At 70.3% G+C, this 22,043-nt stretch carries 22 protein-coding genes; 6 read left to right on the forward strand and 16 right to left on the reverse strand.

The window, feature by feature from the left end; translation table 11 throughout:
* Positions 1 to 28: 28 nt before the first annotated feature.
* Genes VM938_11400 through VM938_11425 form a run of 6 tightly spaced genes read right to left on the reverse strand, consistent with a single transcriptional unit; the run spans position 29 to position 5,737 of the window.
* On the reverse strand, positions 29 to 910 hold the full coding sequence (locus VM938_11400) for a DUF58 domain-containing protein (protein ID HVF75644.1): 882 nt from the start codon (positions 908 to 910) through the stop codon (positions 29 to 31).
* Positions 907 to 1,926, reverse strand: coding sequence for an AAA family ATPase (locus VM938_11405; GenBank protein ID HVF75645.1), 1,020 nt, complete (start codon positions 1,924 to 1,926; stop codon positions 907 to 909). Before VM938_11405 ends, VM938_11400 begins: the two co-directional genes overlap by 4 nt.
* A gap of 1 nt (position 1,927) precedes the next feature.
* Entirely contained in the window at positions 1,928 to 2,428 is a 501-nt protein-coding gene (locus VM938_11410; protein ID HVF75646.1) for a hypothetical protein, read from the reverse strand.
* 34 nt (positions 2,429 to 2,462) lie between these two features.
* A complete protein-coding gene (locus tag VM938_11415; protein HVF75647.1) occupies positions 2,463 to 3,623 on the reverse strand; it encodes a trypsin-like peptidase domain-containing protein in 1,161 nt (386 codons plus the stop codon).
* A 45-nt stretch (positions 3,624 to 3,668) separates the two neighbouring features.
* Entirely contained in the window at positions 3,669 to 5,060 is a 1,392-nt protein-coding gene (locus tag VM938_11420) for an ATP-binding protein (GenBank protein ID HVF75648.1), read from the reverse strand.
* Complete coding sequence (locus tag VM938_11425) at positions 5,060 to 5,737, reverse strand: response regulator transcription factor (protein HVF75649.1); 678 nt, start codon at positions 5,735 to 5,737, stop codon at positions 5,060 to 5,062. Before VM938_11425 ends, VM938_11420 begins: the two co-directional genes overlap by 1 nt.
* Before the next feature lie 77 nt (positions 5,738 to 5,814).
* Between VM938_11425 and VM938_11430 the strand changes: the two genes are divergently transcribed.
* From VM938_11430 to VM938_11445, 4 genes are read left to right on the forward strand one after another with little or no spacing between them, the layout of a single operon-like run.
* On the forward strand, positions 5,815 to 6,234 hold the full coding sequence (locus VM938_11430) for an organic hydroperoxide resistance protein (GenBank protein HVF75650.1): 420 nt from the start codon (positions 5,815 to 5,817) through the stop codon (positions 6,232 to 6,234).
* 10 nt (positions 6,235 to 6,244) lie between these two features.
* On the forward strand, positions 6,245 to 6,697 hold the full coding sequence (locus VM938_11435; GenBank protein HVF75651.1) for a hypothetical protein: 453 nt from the start codon (positions 6,245 to 6,247) through the stop codon (positions 6,695 to 6,697).
* 28 nt (positions 6,698 to 6,725) lie between these two features.
* On the forward strand, positions 6,726 to 7,286 hold the full coding sequence (locus tag VM938_11440; protein ID HVF75652.1) for a helix-turn-helix domain-containing protein: 561 nt from the start codon (positions 6,726 to 6,728) through the stop codon (positions 7,284 to 7,286).
* Positions 7,286 to 7,801: a DUF6036 family nucleotidyltransferase gene (locus VM938_11445; GenBank protein ID HVF75653.1), complete on the forward strand. Its 516-nt coding sequence runs from the start codon at positions 7,286 to 7,288 to the stop codon at positions 7,799 to 7,801. Before VM938_11440 ends, VM938_11445 begins: the two co-directional genes overlap by 1 nt.
* Before the next feature lie 4 nt (positions 7,802 to 7,805).
* On the opposite strand, the gene VM938_11450 is transcribed toward VM938_11445, so the two are convergent.
* Entirely contained in the window at positions 7,806 to 8,075 is a 270-nt protein-coding gene (locus tag VM938_11450) for a hypothetical protein (GenBank protein HVF75654.1), read from the reverse strand.
* A 133-nt stretch (positions 8,076 to 8,208) separates the two neighbouring features.
* Here VM938_11450 and VM938_11455 point away from each other — a divergent pair, with 133 nt between their 5' ends.
* Positions 8,209 to 8,445 (forward strand): hypothetical protein, encoded by a 237-nt coding sequence (locus VM938_11455; protein ID HVF75655.1) that lies wholly within the window; start codon positions 8,209 to 8,211, stop codon positions 8,443 to 8,445.
* 749 nt (positions 8,446 to 9,194) lie between these two features.
* Here VM938_11455 and VM938_11460 read toward each other — a convergent pair.
* From VM938_11460 to VM938_11480, 5 genes are all read right to left on the reverse strand, one after another.
* The gene (locus VM938_11460; GenBank protein HVF75656.1) at positions 9,195 to 10,202 is read right to left on the reverse strand and encodes a hypothetical protein; all 1,008 of its coding nucleotides are present in this window, start codon (positions 10,200 to 10,202) and stop codon (positions 9,195 to 9,197) included.
* Positions 10,199 to 13,126, reverse strand: a complete 2,928-nt coding sequence (locus VM938_11465; protein HVF75657.1) for an MFS transporter — start codon at positions 13,124 to 13,126, stop codon at positions 10,199 to 10,201. Before VM938_11465 ends, VM938_11460 begins: the two co-directional genes overlap by 4 nt.
* Positions 13,123 to 15,486, reverse strand: a complete 2,364-nt coding sequence (locus VM938_11470; protein ID HVF75658.1) for an ABC transporter permease — start codon at positions 15,484 to 15,486, stop codon at positions 13,123 to 13,125. The genes VM938_11465 and VM938_11470 overlap by 4 nt, the downstream gene beginning before the upstream one ends.
* Positions 15,483 to 17,195 (reverse strand): hypothetical protein, encoded by a 1,713-nt coding sequence (locus VM938_11475; GenBank protein ID HVF75659.1) that lies wholly within the window; start codon positions 17,193 to 17,195, stop codon positions 15,483 to 15,485. The genes VM938_11470 and VM938_11475 overlap by 4 nt, the downstream gene beginning before the upstream one ends.
* Positions 17,196 to 17,285: 90 nt before the next feature.
* On the reverse strand, positions 17,286 to 17,789 hold the full coding sequence (locus VM938_11480) for a GNAT family N-acetyltransferase (GenBank protein ID HVF75660.1): 504 nt from the start codon (positions 17,787 to 17,789) through the stop codon (positions 17,286 to 17,288).
* Positions 17,790 to 17,923: 134 nt separating this feature from the next.
* Between VM938_11480 and VM938_11485 the strand changes: the two genes are divergently transcribed.
* Positions 17,924 to 18,817: a patatin-like phospholipase family protein gene (locus VM938_11485; protein HVF75661.1), complete on the forward strand. Its 894-nt coding sequence runs from the start codon at positions 17,924 to 17,926 to the stop codon at positions 18,815 to 18,817.
* Positions 18,818 to 18,933: 116 nt separating this feature from the next.
* Here the strand turns inward: VM938_11485 and rsfS are convergent, their stop codons facing one another.
* Genes rsfS through VM938_11505 form a run of 4 tightly spaced genes read right to left on the reverse strand, consistent with a single transcriptional unit; the run spans position 18,934 to position 22,013 of the window.
* Positions 18,934 to 19,311: a ribosome silencing factor gene (gene rsfS, locus VM938_11490; protein ID HVF75662.1), complete on the reverse strand. Its 378-nt coding sequence runs from the start codon at positions 19,309 to 19,311 to the stop codon at positions 18,934 to 18,936.
* 5 nt (positions 19,312 to 19,316) lie between these two features.
* Positions 19,317 to 20,522 carry a LytR C-terminal domain-containing protein gene (locus tag VM938_11495; protein ID HVF75663.1) on the reverse strand — a complete coding sequence of 402 codons (1,206 nt, stop codon included), beginning with the start codon at positions 20,520 to 20,522 and terminating at the stop codon, positions 19,317 to 19,319.
* 4 nt (positions 20,523 to 20,526) lie between these two features.
* Entirely contained in the window at positions 20,527 to 21,078 is a 552-nt protein-coding gene (gene nadD / locus VM938_11500) for a nicotinate-nucleotide adenylyltransferase (GenBank protein ID HVF75664.1), read from the reverse strand.
* Between the two features lie 2 nt (positions 21,079 to 21,080).
* Positions 21,081 to 22,013 carry a TIGR03621 family F420-dependent LLM class oxidoreductase gene (locus tag VM938_11505; GenBank protein HVF75665.1) on the reverse strand — a complete coding sequence of 311 codons (933 nt, stop codon included), beginning with the start codon at positions 22,011 to 22,013 and terminating at the stop codon, positions 21,081 to 21,083.
* Positions 22,014 to 22,043 lie beyond the last annotated feature (30 nt).

The raw sequence follows: 22,043 nt of genomic DNA on the forward strand, positions 1-22,043 counted from the left end.
ACCCACGGCCCAGAACGAGGGGAGGCGGTCATCGGCGGCGGCGCCTTCGGTCGGCGACGAAGCGCACCACGTCGAGCAGCCAGTCGCGGTCGGTGGCGAGCACGAGGTGCGACGCGCCCGCCGCCCGCACGGCCCGGCCGCGCTGGGCCAACTGGTCGGCCGCGGCGGCGGCGAAGCGTTCGCGGGTGCGGCGGTTGGCCGTCTGCACCTCCACCCGTCGCCCGGTCTCCGGGTCGACGAGCATGAGCACGCCGACCTCGGGCAACTCAGCCTCGCGGGGGTCGCGCACCTCGGCCACCACCACGGCGTGGCGGGCCGACAGCGCCCGCAGCTCGCGCTCCCACGGGCTGCTGTCGAGCAGGTCGGTGACCACGACGACCAGCCCGCGTCGGCGGGCGGTGAGGCGCAACCGACGCAGCGCGTCGGCCAACGAGGCTTCCCCTTCGGCGGCCCGTTCGCGTCGCTCCAGCCGGTGCAACGTGGCGATCACCGCGGCCCGGCCACCACGGGGCGGCACGATGGAGAAGCCCGCGGGGCCGAAGAGCACAGCACCTAACCGGTTGCCTGCACGAGCGGTGAGGAAGCCGAAGGCGGCCGCGGCGGCCAAAGCCACGTCGCGTTTCTCGCATGAAGCGGTGCCGAAGTCGAGGCTGGCCGAGCAGTCCATCACCAACCACGTCTCCAACTCGCGGTCGGCGATGGGATTGCGCACGTGCGGCGAGCCCGCCCGGGCCGTGAGGTTCCAGTCCATGCGGCGCACGTCGTCGCCCGGTTCGTAGAGGCGGCCGTCACCGGGCTCGCTGCCGCCGCCGGGCACCAGCCCTTGGTAGTCACCCTGCAGGAGCCCGTCGAGCTTGCGCGTCACCAACAGCTCCAAGTGGCGCAGGCGCGACTCGGCCGAGGCGATCACGACGCCTCGGCCTCCTCTACCTGCGGCCTGCCGTCCTGCCCGGGCGAGATGCGGGGGGCGATCACGGTGCGCACCACTCGTTCCACCACGTGTTCGGCGTCGACGCCGTCGGCCAGCGCCTCGTACGACAGCAGCACCCGGTGGCGCAGGATGTCGCGGCTGACGTCGTAGACGTCCTGGGGCAACAGGTAGTCGCGGCGGCGCAGCAGTGCCAAAGCTCGGCCCGCGGCAACGAGCCCGAGGGTGGCGCGGGGGCTGGCGCCGTGGGCAATCAGTGGGGCGATGTCGTCGAGCTTGTGCTTGGCGGGCTCCCGCGTGGCGAGCACCAGGCGCACGGCGTAGTCGAGCACGGCGTCGTGCACGAACACCTGCGAGGCGACGGCCTGCAGCTCGCGCAGCTGGTCGGCGTCGAGCACGGCGACCGGTGTGGGCGGGTCGACGCTCATGCGCCGCACGATCTCGGTCTCCTCGCGGGCGTTGGGGTACTCCACGAGCACCTTCATGAGGAAGCGGTCGCGTTGGGCCTCAGGCAGCGGGTAGACGCCCTCGCTCTCGATGGGGTTTTGGGTGGCGAGCACGAGGAAGGGATCGGGCACGTTGTGGGTGATGCCGCCGATCGACACATGCCGTTCGGCCATCACCTCCAACAGGGCCGACTGCACCTTGGCGGGCGCCCGGTTGATCTCGTCGGCCAGCACCACGTTGGCGAACACCGGGCCGAGCTCGACGTCGAACGCTTCCTGCGACGGCCGGTAGATGCGGGTGCCCACAAGGTCGGCGGGCACCAGGTCGGGGGTGAACTGGAGGCGGGCGAACGACCCGCCCACCACCCGGGCCATGGTCTCGGCGGCCAAGGTCTTGGCCAGCCCGGGCGCACCCTCCAACAAGCAGTGCCCCCGGGCCAGCAGGCAGACGAAGAGCCGCTCGATCATGCGGTCCTGGCCCACGACGATGCGCTTGACCTCGAACAGCGCCTGCTCCAGGACCTCGCCCGGCGGGCGGCTCTCCGTCTTCACGTCAGTTGGTTCCTCTCTTTTCACGCGGCGGCGCCCAGCGCCCTCGCAACTCCTTGGCCTGCGTGCCGTCGTGGACGTCGACGGCGCGGGCCTTGCCGTCGGCCACGATGGCCTTTACGTGTACTCGGTCCCCCACCTTCACGTCGGCGATGCCGTTGTTGCCTGCGTTCACCATGGTGCCGTCGTCGACGGCATACGTGCGGCTGAAGCCGTCCTCGCTCTTGACGATGATCGAGGTGGCACTCACCTCGGTGGCTTCACCGACCTGGGTGGCAAGCGTCTGGTAGCCGCCCGCCGGTGCCTTGGTGGTGAACTCGCCGTGCAGTGCCCCCATGCCCATCCCCTTGTGCCCACCTCGGCCTTGCTTCATAGCGGCGGCGGGCGGGTCGTCGGCCGGCGCCTGTTCGGTCTGGGCGCCCGCCACGCCGAGCCCGGCCAGGGTAAGCCCGACAGCGGCTCCGGTGGCCACCAGGCCTGCCTTCCAGTTACGGGGGGTCTGCATTGCTTTCTCCTTTGTTCAGCGGGTGCGGTTTTGTTCAGCGGGGTGCGGTGGTGAGGGTGACGGTGACCGTGCGTTCGGCGCCGTCGCGCACGACGACGACGGGAACCTGTTCGCCTGGGCGATGGGAGCGGACGGCAGAGCCCAAGGCAGCGGCGCCGTCGACGGCCTTGTCGCCGACCTTGACGATGAGGTCGCCCTGCTGGAGCCCGGCTTGGGCGGCGGGCGAACCGGGCTCGACGCTGACCACCACGGCGCCCCGGCTGCCGTCGGTGGGGTCGCCGCTGCTGATGCCCATGTAGCCGCGTTCGGCGGCGGGCTGGTTGCCCCGCAGCCGTTCGACCACGGGCATGGCCTGGTCGACGGCGATGGCGAAGCCGATGTTCTCGGCGGCCGTGCCGCCGCCGCCGCTGGCCACTGCGGTGTTAATGCCGATGACCTGTCCGAGGGCGTTGACCAGCGGCCCGCCCGAGTTGCCCGAGCTGATCGAGGCGTCGGTCTGGATGAGGCCGGTCATGCTGCCGTTTTCGGTCTCGAGCGTACGGTCGAGGGCGGAGACGATGCCCCGGGTGACGGTGGGGCCGCCGCGCAGGGCGAGGGCGTTGCCGATGGCGACCACGTCGTCGCCCACTCGCACGTCGGCCGAACGGCCGAGCTCCGCCACCGGCAGCCCTCCTGCGCCTGGGATACGCAGGAGGGCCAGGTCGGCGGCGGCGTCGAGGCCCACCACTTCGGCGTCGCGGGCTTGGGACTCGCCGGCGAGGGTGACCCGCACCGTGCTCGCGGTACCGACCACGTGGGCGTTGGTGAGGATCTCGCCCTCGGCGGTGAGCACGACGCCGGTGCCCGCACCGGTGCGACGACCGCCCATCGACGAGGTCGACACGCTGACCACCGCGGGGCCTGCCTTGGCCACCACCCCGGCCACGTCGAGGGCGGTGCCACCCAGTTGCAGCGGGCGAGACGCTGTCGTCGGCCCGACGGCCGCCGCAAGGGCGCCGCCGTCGTCGTCGAAGGCCCGGGTCACCGCCGCCCCGGTCACGCCGGACAGTAGGGCGACGGCGACAAGGGCGGCAGCCACGCGACTGCGGGGGGAACGAGCCGCCGGAGGCGGGGGGACCTCCCGCGGCTCGTGGGTGGGGGGAACCTCGTCGGCCGCGGTGGGCGGCCTGTCGAGCAGGGCGAGCGGCGTCTCCATGCCCCTCAGGATGCGACACCAACCTGGGAATCGGCTGTGGATCGCCTACGGAGTTGTTGGGTGTCCGTTCCGGCCGAGCGGCAGGTCCACCACGAAGCGGCTGCCCTGGCCGGCCTCGGACTCCACCCGCACCGAGCCAGAGTGGGCCTCCACCACGGCAGCCACGATGGCCAGCCCCAGTCCGGTGCCGCCCGCGGCGCGAGAGCGCGACGCGTCTGCGCGGTAGAACCGCTCGAACACCCGGTCCGCCACCTCGGGCGCCATGCCCGGGCCTTGGTCGGCCACTTGGAGGCGGGCCACGCCGTCGCGGGCGGCGAGCGAGACGGCCACCGGCGTGCCCGGCGGCGTGTGCACACGGGCGTTGGCCAAGAGGTTGCCGACCACCTGGCGCAGGCGCTGTTCGTCGCCTTCGACCACCACGGGGGCGATGTCGAAGGTGACGGGGCGGTCGGGTTCGACGGCCTGCGCGTCGCGCACGCTGTCGGCCACCACGGCGTCGAGTTGCACCGGTGCGCGCTCCAACGGTCGGCGCTGGTCGATGCGGGCCAGCAGCAGCAGGTCTTCGACCAAGGCGCCCATGCGCTTGGCCTCGTCCTCCATTCGGCGCATGGCGTCGGCCAACTCGTCCTTCGACTGCAAGCCGCCCGCCCGCCACAACTCGGTGTAGCCCTGGATCGACGTGAGCGGCGTGCGCAGTTCGTGCGAGGCGTCGGCGGCGAAACGACGCACGCGTGCCTCCGATTCCTCCCGCTCCTGGAAGGCCTCCTCGATGCGGCCGAGCATGGCGTTGAGGGCCGCGCCCAGGCGGCCCGCCTCGGTGCGTTCGTCGACGTGATCGATCCGTCGCGACAGTTCGCCTTCGGCGATCTCGTCGGCCGTCTTGGCCATCGACACCAGGGGGTCGATGCCGAGGCGGAGCATCCACCACGCCACCGTGGCCAAGGCCGCGAGCACGGCCAGGGTGCCCACTGCCTGCACCCACCGCACCTGGGCCAGGGTGGCCTCCAATTCGCTGAGGCTCAGGCCCACCACCGCGGTGCGGCCGTCGGGCCCGGCTACGCCGACTAAGCGCCACTTGCCGTCGCCCGACGCGGCGGGGACGGTGAAGGGCCGGCGTGCTTGGCCGGCGCCGGTGACGTTGGCCGCCAGTTGCGACAGGTCGATCACCGGCGGCGGGCGTTCGTCGGCCTGGAGGACGGAGGCCACTGTGAAGATGCCGCCGCCTTCGATGACGGCGATGTAGTACTCGGTGAGCGCCTCGTTAGGGCGGCCGAGCAACCCGCGGCGCCCCTGCACGGTCTCGCTGGCGGCGATGAGCTGCTTGTCGAGGCGGTCGTGGAGGAACGACGAGAACGTGCTGGAGATCGCCACGTTGGTGGCCACCAGCACGAGGGCGATGGCAGCCACGCCGATGATCACCCGGCGGCGGAGCGACATCAGGAGACCCGCAAGGAGTAGCCGACGCCGCGGACCGTGTGGATCAACGGCGGGCCCAGGCGGTCGACCTTCTTGCGCAGGTAGCTGATGTAGGTCTCGACCACCGTGGCGTGGCCGTCGAAGTCGTACTGCCACACGTGGTCGAGGATCTGGTTGCGCGACAGCACGCGGCCTGCGTTCACCAACAGGAAGCGGAGCAGCTTGTACTCGGTCGGAGACAGGTCGACGACGTGGCCCGCGCGGCGCACCACGTGGGCGTCGTCGTCCATCTCCAGGTCGGCAAGGGCGAGCTTGGCGCTGCCCGCGCTGACGCCTTGGCGGCGCAACAGCACGTGGATGCGGGCCACCACCTCTTCCAGGCTGAACGGCTTGGTGACGTAGTCGTCTCCGCCCAGAGTGAGGCCCCGCACCTTGTCGTCGACCGCGTCGCGGGCGGTGAGGAAGAGGACGGGAACCTGGACGCCGTCGAGGCGGAGGCGGCGGAGGATCTCGAAGCCGTCGAGGTCGGGCAGCATGACGTCGAGGAGGAGGACGTCGGGGGCGAACTGGGCCACCTCTTTGAGGGCGCCGCGCCCGTCTGAGGCCACCCGCACCTCGAAGCCGAAGTGGCGCAGTGCGGTGTCGAGGAGGAAGGTGATGTTGTCTTCGTCGTCGACCACGAGGACGCGGGCGGCCATCGCTGTCGATTCTGGCACCGGTTCCTGTGAACTTCCTGGGAACGCGGTGGGAGGTACCCGTGGGCTAAGACAGGGGGATGGACATCCTCTACACCGCCGACGCCACGGCATGGGGCGGCCGCGACGGGCGCGTGGCGTCCTCCGACGGCGTGCTCGACGTACAACTGGCAGTGCCCAAGGCGCTGGGCGGGCCGGGCGGCGAGGCCACCAACCCCGAGCAGTTGTTCGCCGCCGGGTATGCCGCCTGCTTCCACAGCGCGCTGAAGCTGGTGGCGTCGAAGGCGGGCATCGACGTGAGCGAGTCGGCCATCACCGCACGGGTGGGGATCGGCGCCACCGAGGGCGGGGCGTTCGGGCTGCAGGTCCACCTCGACGCCGAGTTGCCCGACGTGGAACGTGAGACCGCCGAGAAGCTGGTGGCCCGGGCGCACGAGGTGTGCCCATACTCCAACGCCACCCGCAACAACGTCGAGGTTGTGCTGAGCGTCGTGGGGTAGCACGAGGCCGATGGCCGCCGTCCCCGACCCGGATCACCAGCGTCCCGAGGGGGTCGACGACGTGGTGGTCGAGGCGGCAGGCAAGGTGTCGGAGGCCTTCGAGTGGCTGGAACGGGCACGAGGGCGGCTCTACGACTTCCATCACCTGATCGGCCGGGCCGACTTCGTCATGGAGGACGCCGCCGAACTGCTCGAACGGTGCGGTGCATGCGAGCTCGCCACCCTCTTGCGAGAAGAGGTGATCGGCCGCAACGTGCTCGACGGGCGGTGGACGTTCCAGGTGGTCGAGGAGTTCGACGCCGTCTACTTCCAAGCGGCCGCCGACGCCGAGCGCCGGGTGCGCGACGAACTCCTGGGCGGACGACGGCACGTGTTCGAGGCGGAGCTGAAGGAAAAGCGCCGCACGCCGAAGCGGCCAGGCCACGAGAGCCTGCCGCCGTCCCGCCACCTCGACGACGGGTAGATCGGTGTAAGCGTATACGCTTACACCGATGCGGACCGATGCGCTTGTCGTCTCGCTGCGGCGCGACAGTCGGCTCTCCGTGCGCGCGCTGGCCGCCGCTGCGGGCGTGGCCGCCAGCACCGTCCACCGGATCGAACGAGGCGACCTGCACCCCACGGTGGAGCTGCTGGAGCGGATCACCAAAGCGGCCGGCATGCGCCTTCGCCTCGACACCGAGGTCGATTACGCAGCCAGCCTTGTCGGGCTGGCTCGATGCCTGGGTGACGGCGAGCCCATCCGCATGGCTGCCGAGCTCGCGCACCGCTACCGGGCCGCCGACAGCATCACCCGAGCGCGCATGATCACCGCGGAGCCTGCACCCACGGGTGACGAGCGGTGGGACGCCTTCCTGGGTGGGCTGGCCGAATGGTTGGCCGTGACCACCGACGAGGCTGCGCCGGGCTGGGTGCACGACGACAGCCGCTTCCTGGCTCGCGGGTGGTGGGTGACGCCGATGAGGTCGATGCGGGCGTGGGAGTACGCGGGGACGCCTGCGGCGTTCAAGATTCGCGGCGTCTTCCTCCACCGCGACTCGTTGAGGAACGTGTAGTGCTCAGTCGGGAGCGGATACTCCGGCTGTTCGCCGAGCTCGACCAAGAGCTTCGACGCATCGACGTGCGCGGCGACGTGTTCGTCGTCGGGGGCGCGGCCATGACCGTGGCCTACGACGCCCGCCCCGCCACCCGTGACGTCGATGCCATCTGGCACCCGTCGACCGAGGTTCGGGAGGCAGCGGCCGCTATTGCGGGGCGCCATGACGACCTCGAACCGGACTGGCTCAACGATGCCGTGAAGGGCTTCCTGCCCGGGCCCGACCCTGCGCCGCGGGTGGTCTACGACGGGGACTTCTTGAGCGTGTCGGCCGCGTCGCCCGAGTACCTCCTGGCCACCAAGCTCTTGGCCAGCCGGGTGAGTCGTGACGAGGCCGACATCGTGCTGCTCTACGACGTGTGCGGCCTGACATCGGTCGACGAAGGGCTCGAGGTCGTCGAGCGCTACTACCCCGGGCGCCCGATCGAAGCCAAGGTGCGCTTCTTCCTCGAAGAACTCATCGGCGACGAGTGACGCCTTACAACTTGGGCGCGGGGCCGAGGCGGGGGCGGGCGAAGCGGCCGATGCCTCGCGGCAGGTCGCCGGTGACGGTTGGCGCGGGGACCGACGGCGCCACCGGCGCGCGCCGGAACGGGCCGAGCAGTTGCGGCACGTGGCCGGGCGCCTGGAGCAGCCCGAGGTACATGAGGATCAGCCCGACCAGCACCATCGCCGAGACCACCTGCGGCGTGCGCTCGGTCGAGGCCCGTCGGCCCCCGGGCGGCAGTGTCGACGGCGGTGCCCACATCGAAGCTTTCGAAGTCCTCGAGCCCGGTGGGCGGCTCGTACGACCTCCATCACCTGATCGGCCGGGCCGACTTCGTCATGGAGGACGCCGCCGAACTGCTCGAACGATCGGTGCATGCGAGCTCGCCACCCTCTTGCGAGAAGAGGTGATCGGCCGCAACGTGCTCGACGGCCGGTGGACGTTCCAGGTGGTCGAGGAGTTCGACGCCGTCTACTTCCAAGCCGCCGCCGACGCCGAGCGCCGGGTGCGCGACGAACTCCTGGGCGGACGACGGCACGGGTTCGAGGCGGAGCTGAAACAGAAGCGCCGTACCCCGAGGCGGCCAGGCCACGAAAGCCTGCCGCCGTCCCGCCACCTCGACGACGGGTAGGACTCGCCGCTACCGCATGGCTCGTGGTGGTGGTCAAGGCGGCCCACCGCGACACTTCCAGGTCTCATGCCGCTGGGGCTGTCCCCCCATGCGGAGTTGCGTGTCGCGGTTCAATGGCCTCACGGACGGTCACGGCGACAGCAAGGGTTCCCGGAAGGTAAGCCAAGCTGTCGGCACCTAGCGCCCCCATCACAGTGAAGGTTCCTGTCAGCGCCAAGGCAGCAACCAACAGGACACGCTCCCGACGCCGTAGATAACGCTGCAGACAGAGGGCCATTGCTTCGGGCGGCAGCACCAGGAGCGCCGCCACCAGAGGACCATGCTTCGTCGTCAGCGACACTCGATGCGGCGCTGGCGTCACCTGTGAGCTTCGTCCGTTCTCGATCTTGGCTGTCGCTATGGCAAGGCGGGGCGACGAGTGCACTGACTGCGTAGGAAACGATGCGAGATAGGCCGATGCTCCCAGGGTCAAGAGAACGCTCGCGATGACGAATCGACGCAACTCCACGCGCTCAGGGTAGTCCGTAGTCCGCCCGGCACACTTGGCTAGCTTCGGTGATCTATAACGTCCGCCTTGACGACGACCGAGAGAGCGTCGACTGCTTCTCTGGTATGCGTATAGAGGTTCTCTGATATGCGTATAGAGGCCTTTGCTCGGGTTCGATTGGGAGGCGCCAAAGCACCCGCTAACAATGCCTACTGCTGGTACGGATAGAGCTTGCGTACCGCAATAGCTTCGTGGGGCAACGTCAGAGCTTGGGCGCAGGTCCGAGCCGGGGACGGGCGAAGCGGCCGATGCCTCGCGGCAGGTCGCCGGTGACGGTGGGCGCGGGGACCGACGGCGCCACCGGGGCGCGCCGAAATGGGCCGAGCAGTTGCGGCACGTGACCGGGCGCCTGGAGCAGCCCGAGGTACATGAGGATGAGCCCTACCAGCACCATGGCGGAGACCACCTGCGGCGTGCGCTCGGTCGAGGCCCGTCGGCCCCCGGGCGGCAGTGTCGACGCGGGCACTGCGGCCGACGGCCCGCTGGCCGGCCCGCTGGGTGCCACCGTCGCCTGGGTCGTCGGCAACGGCACCCCGTCCACCAGCAACGGCGGTGAGAACGTCTCGGTCGGCACCCCGAAGGCGGTGCCCGCATCGAAGCCCTCGAAGTCCTCGAACCCGGCGGGCGGCTCGTCGCCGTCGGACTGGCCCGGATACGTCGTCACGGTGATGGCGTCGGCGCCCGGCTTTTCGAACGCCACCTGGAACACCTTGCCCGCCGTGGGTTGGAGCACGATGTTCAGCATTCCGTTGCGCACCAGTCCGCCTACGGGAAAGCGGACCTTGCCCGCGATCACCGAGCCGTAGGCCAACGCGCCGACCTCGCACGCGGGTGCCCGGTTCAGCGGCCCGCCCTCCTCGGGCGCCCACACCCGATTGGCGATGCACGCTTCCACGGCGATGTCGCCCTGCGCCTTGGGCTGGCCGGTCGTCTCGTCGGTGTCGATTGCCAGCACCAATTCGCCCACCGCTTGGTTGTCGTCGACCGGCAACCGCAGCGCGGACTTGCCGGCCGGCGCTGTGGGCTCGCCCGCCACGTAGAGCCCGCCCGGGTCGACGGGGCTGGGCGGCGAGGCGGGCAGGCCCAACGCTTCGCCCGACGCCGCCCACCACCACGCCGTCGCCTCCGGCGCATCGGCACCCACCGGCAGCGGGCCGACGACCATGACGAACCCCGCCACCAACGCCACGACGCCCAGCAGCCGCCTCACGTGGCCACCCGCCGCCGGCGGCGTCCGCCGTGCCCGTTGCCGTTGCCGTTGACCGTGCCCGACCGGTTGACGGCAGCCACGTCGCCGCCCAGGTACGACTCCACCACCCGCGGGTTGCTGATGACCTCGGCGGGCGTGCCCTCGGCGATCACCGCGCCCAGCTCCAGGGCCAGCATGCGGTCGGAGATCTCGGTGATGAGGGGCATGTCGTGCTCGATGACGAGCATGGCGCACCCGGTCTCGGCCCGGATGCGGCGCAGCAACGGTGCCAGCGCCTCGGTCTCCCGCTGGGCGATGCCCGACGACGGCTCGTCGAGGATCAGCACCGAGGGGTCGTGGGCGATCGCCATGGCCAGGTCGACGATGCGGCGGCTGCCGGTCGACAGTTCCCCCACGAACTTGTCGCGGAAGGCGCCGAGGTTCATCAGTTCGACCAGGTCCTCGACGGTCCACGCGATGTCGTCCTCTTGGGCCTTGGCCTCCGGCAAGCCCAGCGCCGAGGCGATGTGGTCACGCACCTCGAGGTGGCGCTCCAGCCCCATGGCCAGGTTCTCGGCCACGGTGAGGCTGGGGAAGATGCGGGCGTCCTGGAACGAGCGCCCCAGGCCGGCCCGGGCCCTTCGGTCGGGCGACCATGAACTGACCTCGACGCCTTCGAAATAGATGCGGCCGCCGTCGGGAGCCGTGAAGCCCGACACCAGGTCGAACACCGACGTCTTGCCCGCGCCGTTGGGGCCGATGAGGCCGAGGATCTCCCCGCGCCACAAGTCGAAGGTCACGTCGTCGACGGCACGGATGCCGCCGAAGCGCTTGGAGATGCCGTTCACGGCCAGGATGGGCTCGTCGGCGCGGTCGATGTCGCCCTCGGTCGGCGCCGCACGGCGCGCCACCCGGCCGCCCGCCCCTTCGAGGAACACCGAGCGCAGGATGTCGCCCCGCTCGAGCAGTTCTTCGGTCGGCCCCGAGAAACGCACCTCGCCTTTCTCCAGGAAGTACGCCCGCTGGGCCAGCGTCAACGCCACGTTCACCGACTGCTCCACCACGATCACCGTGGCGCCCTGCTGGTTGATGTGGCGCACCATGTCGAGTAGCTGTTCGACGATGGTGGGCGCCAAGCCCAACGACAGCTCGTCGATCATCAGCAGCTTGGGCCGGGCGATGAACGACATGCCCAACGCCAGCATCTGCTGCTCCCCGCCCGACAAGTTGCCGGCGAGCTGGTCCCACCGCTCGCGCAGGCGCGGGAACCGTTCGAGCACCTCGTCGGTCGCCTGCCGCACCCGCTCCTGCTCGTCGGCGAACAACCACGCCGCCACCCGGAAGTGCTCGGCCACGCTCAGCGTGGGGAACACGCCGCGGCCGCCCGGCATCTGGACGATGCCGAGCTTGGTCGACTGCACGGCGTCGGCGTGGGTGATGTCGCGCCCCGCGAAGAAGACGGCCCCGCCGATGGGGTCGACGACGCCGCTGATGGCTTTCAGCAAGGTTGACTTGCCCGCGCCGTTGGTGCCCAGCAGGGCCACGATCTCGCCCTCACGGATCTCCAGGTCGACGCCGAAGAGCACTTGGACGGAGTCGTAGGCGACATCGACGCCCCGGCACGTGAGCAGCGCCTGCTGGCCGCTCTCCGCCAACTCCTCGCGCAGCCGCACCGCCGTGGCCAAGGTGGCGGCTGCTTGCGCGGCGTCGCGGGCGACGAAGCGGTAGGCGGAGTAGGCCAGCGCGCCACCCAGCACCAGCAGGGCCGACAAGACGCTGACGGCGACCCGGTAGCCCGCGTCGGAGTCGCCGATGGAGGCGATCAGCGGCGACAGCAAGCCGCCGAGGCCGAGGTAGAGGATGGCCCAGGCAAAGCCCTGCGAGCGCACCCGCGGCGGCGACACCAGGCCGACCAGCGGGAAGTAGTTGGGCTGGTACGCCCCGATGCCGATGCCCGCCACGAAGTTGAAGAACAACGACAGGCCCGACCAAGGCGAGACCGCCATGGCCAGCAACCCGCCGCCGATGAGCATGTACGACAGGCCGTTGTAGCGGGCCAGCTTGGGCAGGTCGCCCGCGGTCAACGCCCGGCCTGCCAACCGCTGTCCGTACAACAGGCCGACGACGGTGCCGAGGCCGGAGGCGAACACCACCATGCCCCGTCCCTGGGCCTCGAAGCCGTACTCCTGCTCGAAGAACAGCACCACGAGCTGCGTGAGGGTCAGCGCCCCGATGCCGAGTAGGAAGATGCCCGCCCACAACCGGCGCAGGGTGCGCACGGCGAACAGTTGGCGGCGGGCTTCACCGAACGGGACGGGCTCCAGCAGCGCGGCCTCGGCCGCCACGCCCGCGTCGACGCTCTCGCCCCGTAAGGGTTCGCGCAGCTTCACCAACATGGCGACGAGCACGAACGTGGGCACCGCCAGGACGACGAACACGAAGCGCCAGTCCCACATCGAACCCAGCGCGCCGATGACGACGGCCGAGCCGAGCCCGATGGGGTTGGCCATGCGGTGGAAGGCGAAGACCTGCGGGTGGGTCGACGGGGCGTAGTAGTCGGAGAGCAGGCTGGCGTGCACCGGCTCGTTGATGATGCGCCCGACGGCGGCACCCATGCGGGCCACGATGAGCACGCCGATCACCGGGGCCAAGCCGGTGAGGATGGCCATGGTGCCCCACAGGAAGGCGGCGATGGCCGACAGGCGCACGCGCTTCACCCGGTCGGCGGTGAACCCGATGGGCAGGGCGGCCAACAGCGCCGTCACCGCGGCCAGCGAACCGACGGCGACGATGCCTTCGTCGGACAGGTTGAAGGCGTCGCGGATTTCCGGGGTCAGCACGCCGAAGGCGACCCGGTCGAACTCGTCGACCAGGTTGAGCCCGAAGAGGACGAGCAGCGGCAGCGCCGAGCCGCCGCCGGTAATGCGGTCGAGGCGCTCCTTCACCGGCGCACCTCCTCGATCACCAAGTCGTCCTCGGCGGCCACCGCCCGCACCCGATGCCGAGACCGACGAGCCCGGAGGCGAGCCGCTTCAGGGCGGAAGTGCTCGTGCGTCGCCACCCGTTCGACGGGCACGTGCTCCTCGCACGCCGGGCAGATGATCACCGAGTCGGGCAGTTCCAACAGTGCACGGCCCGCGCCCACTTCTTCGCCGACCTCGGTGAGCAAGTCGGGATCGGTGCCCGACACCGGCCGGCCCTGTTCTTCCAGCGAGTCGGCCACCAGGCTGGGCACGTGGATGCCGCGACGAGCCGCCACCCAGCGCAGGAAGCTGTCGCGCGCCCGGTAGCCAAGTTCGGCCAGGCCCCCGGGGAAGAACAGCAACAGGACCATCAAGCCGACGCCGGTCGTCAGCAGGTCGAAGAACTCGATGGTGCGGAAGAACGGGAAGCGCTGGAACACGATCAAGTAGGCCGCCCCAGCGACCGCGCCACCGACCGAGGTGAGCCCGCCCACCACGGTCATGGCGAAGACCTTGATGGAGTCGACGGGCGGATAGGCGTTCACGTCCAACGCCCCCTGCTGGTACACGAACAACGCGCCCGCCACCGCGGCCATGAAGCCGGAGATGGCGAAGGCGGCCAGACGGGTGCGTGACAGGTTCACGCCGTACGACTGCGCGGCACGGGGGTTGGCCCGCACGGCGATCATCACCCGCCCCGAGCGACTCGACCTGATCTGCCGGGCCATCACGATCATCAGCACCAGGAAGACAAGGCACACGTAGTAGAAGACCAAGTCGTTGCCGGTGTCGATGCGGCCGTAGATCTTGGGGCGGTAGACAATGCCGCCCTCCGGCGGGAGCATCCAGCCGAAGAAACGCCGGTCGAGCAGGAAGGCCTGCGTGGTCCCGGCAAACGCCAAGGTGGTGACGGCCAAGAACAAGCCCTGCACGCGCAGCGCAGGCAGGCCCACCAGCACAGCGACGACGGCGCCCACCATGCCCGCCACGATGATGGTGACGAAGAAGTCGGCCTGGTGGTTGGCCGCCAGGCCCCCTGCCACCCCGGCGCCGACGCCGACGAAGGCGAATTGGCCGAGGCTGATCTGCCCTGCCCATCCCGTCAGTACCACCAGCGACACGCCGACCATCGCGTAGATCAACAACAGCGAGGCGTCGTTGCGATAGAGGCGTCCCACCAGGAACGGCAGGCCCACTGCGAGTCCGGCGGCCAGCGCCAGAACGAGCGTCCGCGCGCCCAGTACCTCGCGCACGTTGCGCAACTCCGAGGGGATGGGACGGAACTCTTTCACCGTGCGCCACGTCGTCACGCCCGTGTCGTGCGCCCGCCCCGCGCTCTGCCGCTGCAGCAACAGGGCCACGAGGATGATCGGCAGCATCATCGCCTGGCTCAGCACCGAGTTGCGGGTGCTGTAGTACATGGCGAAGTCCATGCCGCCGATGGCCATGCCCGCCACGAAGGCCACGGGCAGGCTCTGCATGCGGGCGACCATGGCGGCGGCCAGTGCATAGAGCAGCACGCTCGGCCCGATGATGGTGCCGAACGACAGCCCGACGAGCGGCGCCCGCAGGAAGATGCCGACTGCCGACAGCAGCGCCGCGAGCATCCACACCAGCGTCGACACTCGACGCACAGGGACGCCCAGCAACGACGCTCGCTCGGCGTTTTCCGCCGACGCTCGCACGGCGATGCCGATGCGGGTGAGGCGGAAGAACAACCCGAGGGCCACCACGATCACGCCGACGACGAGCAAGGCCACGACGTGGTCGCCCTTGAGCACGGTCCCGCCGAAGGTGAACCGCCAACTGCTGAACGGGGTCGGGAAGTCGGCGGGCGGCAGCGCGTCACCGGTGATCCACCCGGGGATGTTGAACTCCACGTAGGCGAGCAGTTGCCCGATGCCGATGGTGACGACAGCGAGGATCAGGCGGGGCGCTTGCGTGAAGCGGCGCACGACGAGGAAGTCGACCAACCCGCCGAGCACCAGCGACCCCACCACCACGAGCAAGAGCGCGGCCCAATACGGCCACCCCTTGGTGGTGACCAGGACGACGCCGAGGGTGGCAGGTGCGGCACCGAGTCCGGCCTGGGCGAAGTTCACCACCTGGTTGGCCCGGTACACCAGGATCAGGCCCATGGCGATGAGGCCGTAGAGAGCACCGATCACGACGCCGTACGCCACGATGCCGGTCGGCATGCGGCCGGGCAGGGCCAGGTTCAACAGGTTCGGGTAGACGACGATGGCGGCGAGCCAGATGAAGACCCACGCCGCGGCCGCGCTCGCCCCGCCGCCGCGCAGGAAGCGCGTGGTCGCCGCGCCCGCGTCGCGGACGGCTGTCACTCGGGTGCCCGAGGCTCGCCCGCCCCCCAGCTACCGAGCTCCCAGCGACGGCCCCCCTCGACGGCGATGTACGCACCGGTCCCGCCGTCGATCTTCGACTTGGCTGCCGGGTCCCAGTAGGTGTGCCGAGAGTCCTGGATGGCCGTGTAATCGCCTGGGCCGAACTTCACCATGACCGACGCCGGGTCGCGCGTGCGCTCCCACCCGCCGCTCGACGGCAGGCTGAGCATGCCCCGCTCCACGTTCGTCGGGGTCAGGTTCGGCCCCGCCATCTGGATCTGGCTCGACACCAGCGACATGTAGGCGTACAGGAGGTTGGCGCCGGAGTAGAGGCCGGTGACGCCCACGTCGGCGGCGGCTCGGGCGGCATCGCTGTCGTTGAACGGGATGGGGTCGGCCAAGTGTCCTGGCCCGAAGGCATTGCGCCACTGCGACGTCTCGTACAGCCGCCCCAGCACGTCGTAGTCGATGAGCCCGGACCCGGCGAGCAGGTGCTCGGGGTACCAGCCTTGAGCCGTCGCTGCGTTGGTGAAGAACCGGGGGCCGATGGGGTCGGACAGGAAGACGACGGTCGTCGCCCCGTCGTCCTTCAGCTTCTGCATGGCTGTGGCCGCCGTCTCCTGTGCCTTGGTGATGTCGGAGGGCGTGGTAACGGGCTCGACGGCATCGCCTGGGCGACCGCACATGCCTCCTGTCACCAGGTTCACCAGGTCGACGGCGTTCTTCTGGGTGTACTCGTACCTTTGGGTTACGACGCCGAGCACCCGCCGCTTGGCCCGGATGTCGGGGGTGCCCGCCAAGGTGGCGTTCTTGCCAGACATCTTCTTGCACCAGTAGCTGGCCAGGTGCTGCACGGTGCGGGTGCCGTCGACGAACACGTCCCAGTGGTAGGGCCGGTTCCGTGTGACGAAGTCGTTGTGGAAGTGCCAGCCCCCGATGTTGACGACGCCCAGCGCCGTCCACTGCTCGAAGACTTCGCCCTGCACCGTCGAGTTCGTCCAGAACACGGCGAACGGTGTGTGCTCCTGGTTGAGGCGCTTTGCCTCATCCCGGAAGCAGGCGACATCTGGAGGCGTGATCTCGCACTTCCCCTGGACGAAGATCCAGTTGATCTTGCGGCCGTAGAACTCGTAGTGCTTGTCGAAGAACTTGGCGAAGGCCTCGCGGGCCTTCTTCTCTTCTTCGGGGGACGACGCCAGGCCCTGGGTGCGCAGGATGGCGTCGACCTGCTCGTTCGACTTGGGCCGGTAGTGGATGACCTTGACGGCCTCGGCGGACACGCCGCGGTAGGTGGCGCCGCCGTTGTCGCCTGTCCACCGGGGGACGCAGGGCGGCGATGTGCGGGTCACGTCCTGCTGGCGCACGCCGTCCTTGGCGCACTTGCTCTTGTCGGTGGAGAGCTTGCCGGTGGCAGTGCCGGAGCGCGTGCCCCCTCCCGTCGCGCCTGACCCGGTGCCGCCCGTGGCGCTCGTACCGCCTGGCCCGCCGCCCGCAGCACCGCCGCCCGCGGCGACATCGTCAGCCGTGCCTGCGATGCCGTCGGCGCCGAGGCCTGCCTCCGGGTCGAAGGCGCCGGGGCCGGCCGTCAGTTCGTCGCCACGGGAGCCGGGGCCGCCCGTCGACGGCACGAGCGCCACCAACAGGACTTGGACCCCCGCCAGGATCAGGAATGGCGCATACCGCCGCGCCAGGGAGCCGGGAACCGCCAACGTACTGCCCCTTCCCATAAAGGTTCAGTGACAGTGCAAATAATATGACGTCGGTCACATCTATACCTGTCGCGAGGGGCGGTTCAATCCTCAGGCAGGCGTCAGCGGCGTCTCCAACTCCCACTCGCCGTGGTCCAGGCGGGTCGAGGTCTCGGGTGCGAGGCGGCGGGCGATGGCCATCATGCGGCGGTTCTCGCCCATCACGGTGGCGGTGAGGGCCTTGACGCCGTGGCGCTTGGCGTCGCCGGCCAAAGTGTTGAGCAGCACCTTGCCCAGGCCGCGACCCTGCCAGGCGTCCTCCACCACAATCGCCACCTCGGCCCGGTCGGGGGCGTCGCGGAAGCGGTCGTAGCGGGCCACGCCGACGATCTCGCCGTCGACCTCGGCGGCCAGGGCCTGGCGCTTGTCGTGGTCGACGTCGGCCAGGTAGTGCAGCACCCGGGGCGAGGGCTCGCTCACCGACTGCAGGAAGCGGAGCCGCACGGTCTCGGGCGAGAGGCGGAAGAACAGGCGCCGGAGGCCGTCCACGTCGGAAGCGTCGAGCTCACGGAGGACGACCGCCGTGCCGTCGGGGAGGGTGCGGTTCTTTTGCACGACCGGTTCAACCCCGGCGCGCCCCCGAACCTGCCGTGTCGTTGGTCACTGGCCCGAGCGGCCGGCGTCCGGGCTGCGGACTAGTCCCGTGGCTACGGGCAAATGACGCGTTCGCGCCATTCTTCCTACCTCCCGTGGCGCCGAAGATGATGGAGGAGGGCCGAAAGGAGGCCGAGGTGTCGATCCTGCACATGCGGCGAGCGAGGCGGCACAAGCCGCGCACGGTGTTCGTCTTGGGGGGCGGCGGGAACCTGGGCGCCATCCAGGTCGGCATGCTCCAAGCCGTCTTCGAACGAGGCATCCTGCCCGACGCCCTGGTGGGCTGCTCGGTGGGGGCCATCAACGCCGCCGCCGTGGCTGCCGACCCCACCGTCGAGGGCGTGCGCCGCATGTCGGAGGTCTGGGCCTCGCTCAACGACGACGCCATCTGCCCGGCCGGGCGCCTGTCGTCGATCCGCCTGCTGGCCACACGTAGCCGGTCGCTCCAACCCAACGACGGCCTGCGCCGCCTGCTGGAGACGTGGCTGCCGTTCCGCACCTTCGAAGAAGCCGAACTCCCCTTCCACGTAGTGGCCGCCTCGCTGGAGACCGGCGACGCCCGGTGGTTCTCGTCAGGACCTGTCATCGAGCCGATCCTCGCCTCGGCCGCCCTGCCCGGCGTGTTCCCGCCGGTGCCGATCGCCGACGAGCTGTTCATCGACGGCGGCGTCATCGACAACGTGCCGATCTCCCGAGCCGTCGAGCTGGGCGCCGAGCGCATCGTCGTGCTCCACGTCGGCAACTTCGAACGCAAGCGGCCTGCCCCTAAGCGGCCCATCGACGTGTTGGTGCAGTCGTTCTCCATCGCCCGCAGCCACCGCTTCCTCAGGGAGATAGCGACACCGCCCGAAGGCGTGGAGCTCATCGTGGTGCCGAGCATCGACCCGGGGCAGCTGCGCTACGACGACTTCCGCCACTCCCGCCGCCTCATCGCCGGCGGCCACGCCGCCGCGGCAGCCCACCTCGACCGGGTGGCGGCCACGGCTTAGGAGCCGAGCCGATAGGCGAGGCGACCAATGAGCACAGTGCCTGTCTCGGCGGCCTCAGGCCGCCGAGAAGCCCTACGGCGCGTGGCGGGTGACCTGTCCGCGCAACTCCTCAGGCGCTACGCGGCGCCCGTCGTCTCCCACTCGACGCGGGGGGCGTCGGACCACAGGCGCTCGAGGTCGTAGTAGCGGCGCACCTCGTCGAGGAACACGTGGACGACGAAGTCGCCGTAGTCCATGAGCACCCAACGGGCGTCGTCGAGGCCTTCCACCCGCAGCGGTTTGTGGCCGCCCGCCTCGTCGACCTTGCGCTCGACCTCCTCGGCGATGGTGCGCACCTGCCGGGCGTTGGCGCCGCTGGTGATGACGAAGGCGTCGGTGATGGCGAGCACCGCCCCCACTTCGAGGACGACCGTGTCCTCGCCCTTCTTGTCGGATGCGGCCTTGGCCGCAGTCACCAACAGTTCTCGAATGTCGTCCCGGCTGGTTGCTGCCACGTCGCCTACTTGAAGTCCTTTCCGACGATGATCGTCACGTCCACCACATCCAGCGGATTGCGGCTGAACACAAGCTTGCCCACGCCCAGCGCGTCGCGAACCCGTTGCGCATCCGCCTGCTTGGCCCGGTCGTAGAAGACCACCTGGGTCTCGGTGTAGTCGAACCGGGCGGCGTTGCCGGTCAGCTTGACCTCCACGGCCGTGCCCAACTTGTCGGCCACCCGCTGCGCCAACTGCACGGCGCCGGTGCCGTTGAGGATCTGCACGATCGGACGGCCGCCCGTCGCCGCCTGGCCGCCCGGGAACAACGCGCTTCGCAGCTGGGCGAGTTCGGCCCGGTCGACTTGGTAGAGCTGGCCGTCAGCACCCGTGCCCAGGGGGTCGACGGGCAGGCTGCGGGTGCGGACGGGGCCCGCGGCCAGGTCGCGCAGCAGCTTGGCCAGCGCCGGGGGCTGCTCGGGCACGGCTTTGGGGTCCTTGAGCTTGGCCAGCCAGGCGTCCCAGAAGGCTTGGTGGCGAGCCAGGCGACTGAGGTCGGTGGACCGGCCCCGCTCGGCCAGGAGGCGGGGGACGTCGGCGGCGGCCACATCGTTGGGCCCCGACTCGAACAGCACCTTGACCGTGCCCCGGGCGTCGACCTGTTCGACCCGCTCGGGGATGTCGACCTTGATCGGCGCCGCCGGGGTGACGAGGGCGGTGATCGCCGCATCGTCGAGCACGTGGACCTCGCCGATGGTGGCGCCCAGCAGGTTCTGCACCGTGGCCTGGAGGCGGGCGGGGCCGCCCAGGCTCAGCACTTGGCCCAGAGGCTGGAGGTCGAGGGAGGCCACTTCGGCCATGGCGCCCGGCGGGAGCAGGACGATGGTGCCGCCCTTGCCGCCGGCATCGGGGGCGACGACGAACAACGAGATCGCCTGGCCCGCGGCGTCGCGCTGGGCCAAGAGGACGGCGGGGGGCGGCGGCGCGGCCGCGGCCGCTCCGGGCTTGGTGTCGTCGCCCTTGTCGGAGGTGGCGTCGGAGACGAAGAGGCCGACGGCGGCCAGCACCACGAGGACGGCGACGGCCACCGCGGCGGTGAAGCGCAGGCTGCGCGTGCGGCGCTGCTTGCGGCGGCGCAGGTCCCGACGCGACCGGCCGGTACGGCGGGTCTCGGGCAGCGGGATGGTGGCGACGTCGTCGTGCAGGTCGGGCGGGGCCACCGGGCTGTTCATCCGACTAGTCAGCGTACAGACCGCGCTCCCTGATCACGCGGAGCGCGGCGGGCGGCACGAGCACGTCGACGGGGCGCCCTTCGGCCATGCGGGCCCGCAGCTCGGTGCTGGTGACGTCGAGGCGGGGCACGTCGAGGGTGCGCAGGCCCGGCGGGTTGGCGACACCCGGGCGGGGCACCACAACAAGTTCGGCCAACGTGGGCACCTCGTCGGCCCGCACCCAGGTGTGCAGGTTGGCCGCCGCCTCGGCGCCGAGCACGAGGAACACGTCATTGCCCGCCAGGGCCTCCAGCGTCTCCACCGTGTAGGAGGGGCCCCCGCGGTCGATCTCCATGCGGCTGGCCTCGACGCCGTCGATGTCGGCCGCCGCTGCAGCGACCATGGCGAACCGGTCCTCCGCCGGCGTGATGGCGCGGGTGTCCGCCTTCTGCCACGGGATGTTGGCCACCATCAGCAGCACGCGGTCGAGCGCCAACTCGTGGCGGGCGGCCACCGCCACGGCAAGGTGGCCGATGTGGACGGGGTCGAACGTCCCGCCGACGACGCCGACTCTCATCCTCAGGTGCCGGCGAGGCGAGCCACGACCTCGCCGAAGGCTTCCATCTCGGCCTCGTGCACCACGACGTAGCTGAGGCCGTACTCCTCGCGCCGGCGCTGCAACGTCTCGCAGATTGTGTCGACGCTGCCCACGAGGGCGAGGGGGATCTCCAACGCTGCTTCGGGCTCGATGCCGAACAGCGGGGCGATGTTGGCGGCGGCCTCGTTGGGGTCGACGCCGATCTGGACGAGGAAGGTGAGCACTTGCAGTTCGATGTCGTCGATGCGGTCGCCCGCCGCCTCGCGCACCCAGCCGATGCGCTCCCGATAGCGGTCGGCCAGCGCCGAGGCCGCCGTCTCCGGGCCGACGTAGCCCGACTTGAGGTTGGGGTTGACGCCCACGATGTCGGCCTCGCGAGCAGCGATCGACAGCACCTTCTTGCCGCCGCCGCCGATGACGATCTTGGGGTGCGGCTGCGAATACGGTCGGGGCAGCCCCTGGGCGTTGGTGATCGTGTAGTGCTCGCCCGAGAACGAGAATGTGGGCTGCGACCACAGCCCCTTCATGACGGCCAGCCCTTCGACCATGCGGTCGATGCGGGTGCCCGGCGAGTCGTAGGGCATGCCCGACTCGTCGTAGTCGGTCTTCATCCACCCGGCGCCGAGTCCCGCCTCCAGGCGGCCTTCGCAGAAGAGGTCGAGGGTGGCCAGCTCCTTGGCCAGCACCAGCGGGTGGCGATAGTCGTTGTCGAGCACCAGCGCCCCCACGTTGAGCCGCTCGGTCGCTTCGGCTGCCGCCGTCAGCGCCACCAGCGGCCCGAACTGCTCGCCGAAGTGGTCGGGGATGTAGAGGGTCGAATAACCCAACGCCTCGACCTGCCGGGCCCGTTCCCGCCACGACTTGCCGTCAGGAGCGAACGCCGTCTGCACCGCGAAGCGAAAGGGCTTGGTCATGCCCGGAACTCTACGGCGGACGACACGAGT

The sequence above is a fragment of the Acidimicrobiales bacterium genome, from assembly GCA_035536915.1.
Taxonomy (GTDB): Bacteria; Actinomycetota; Acidimicrobiia; order Acidimicrobiales; family JAHWLA01; genus JAHWLA01.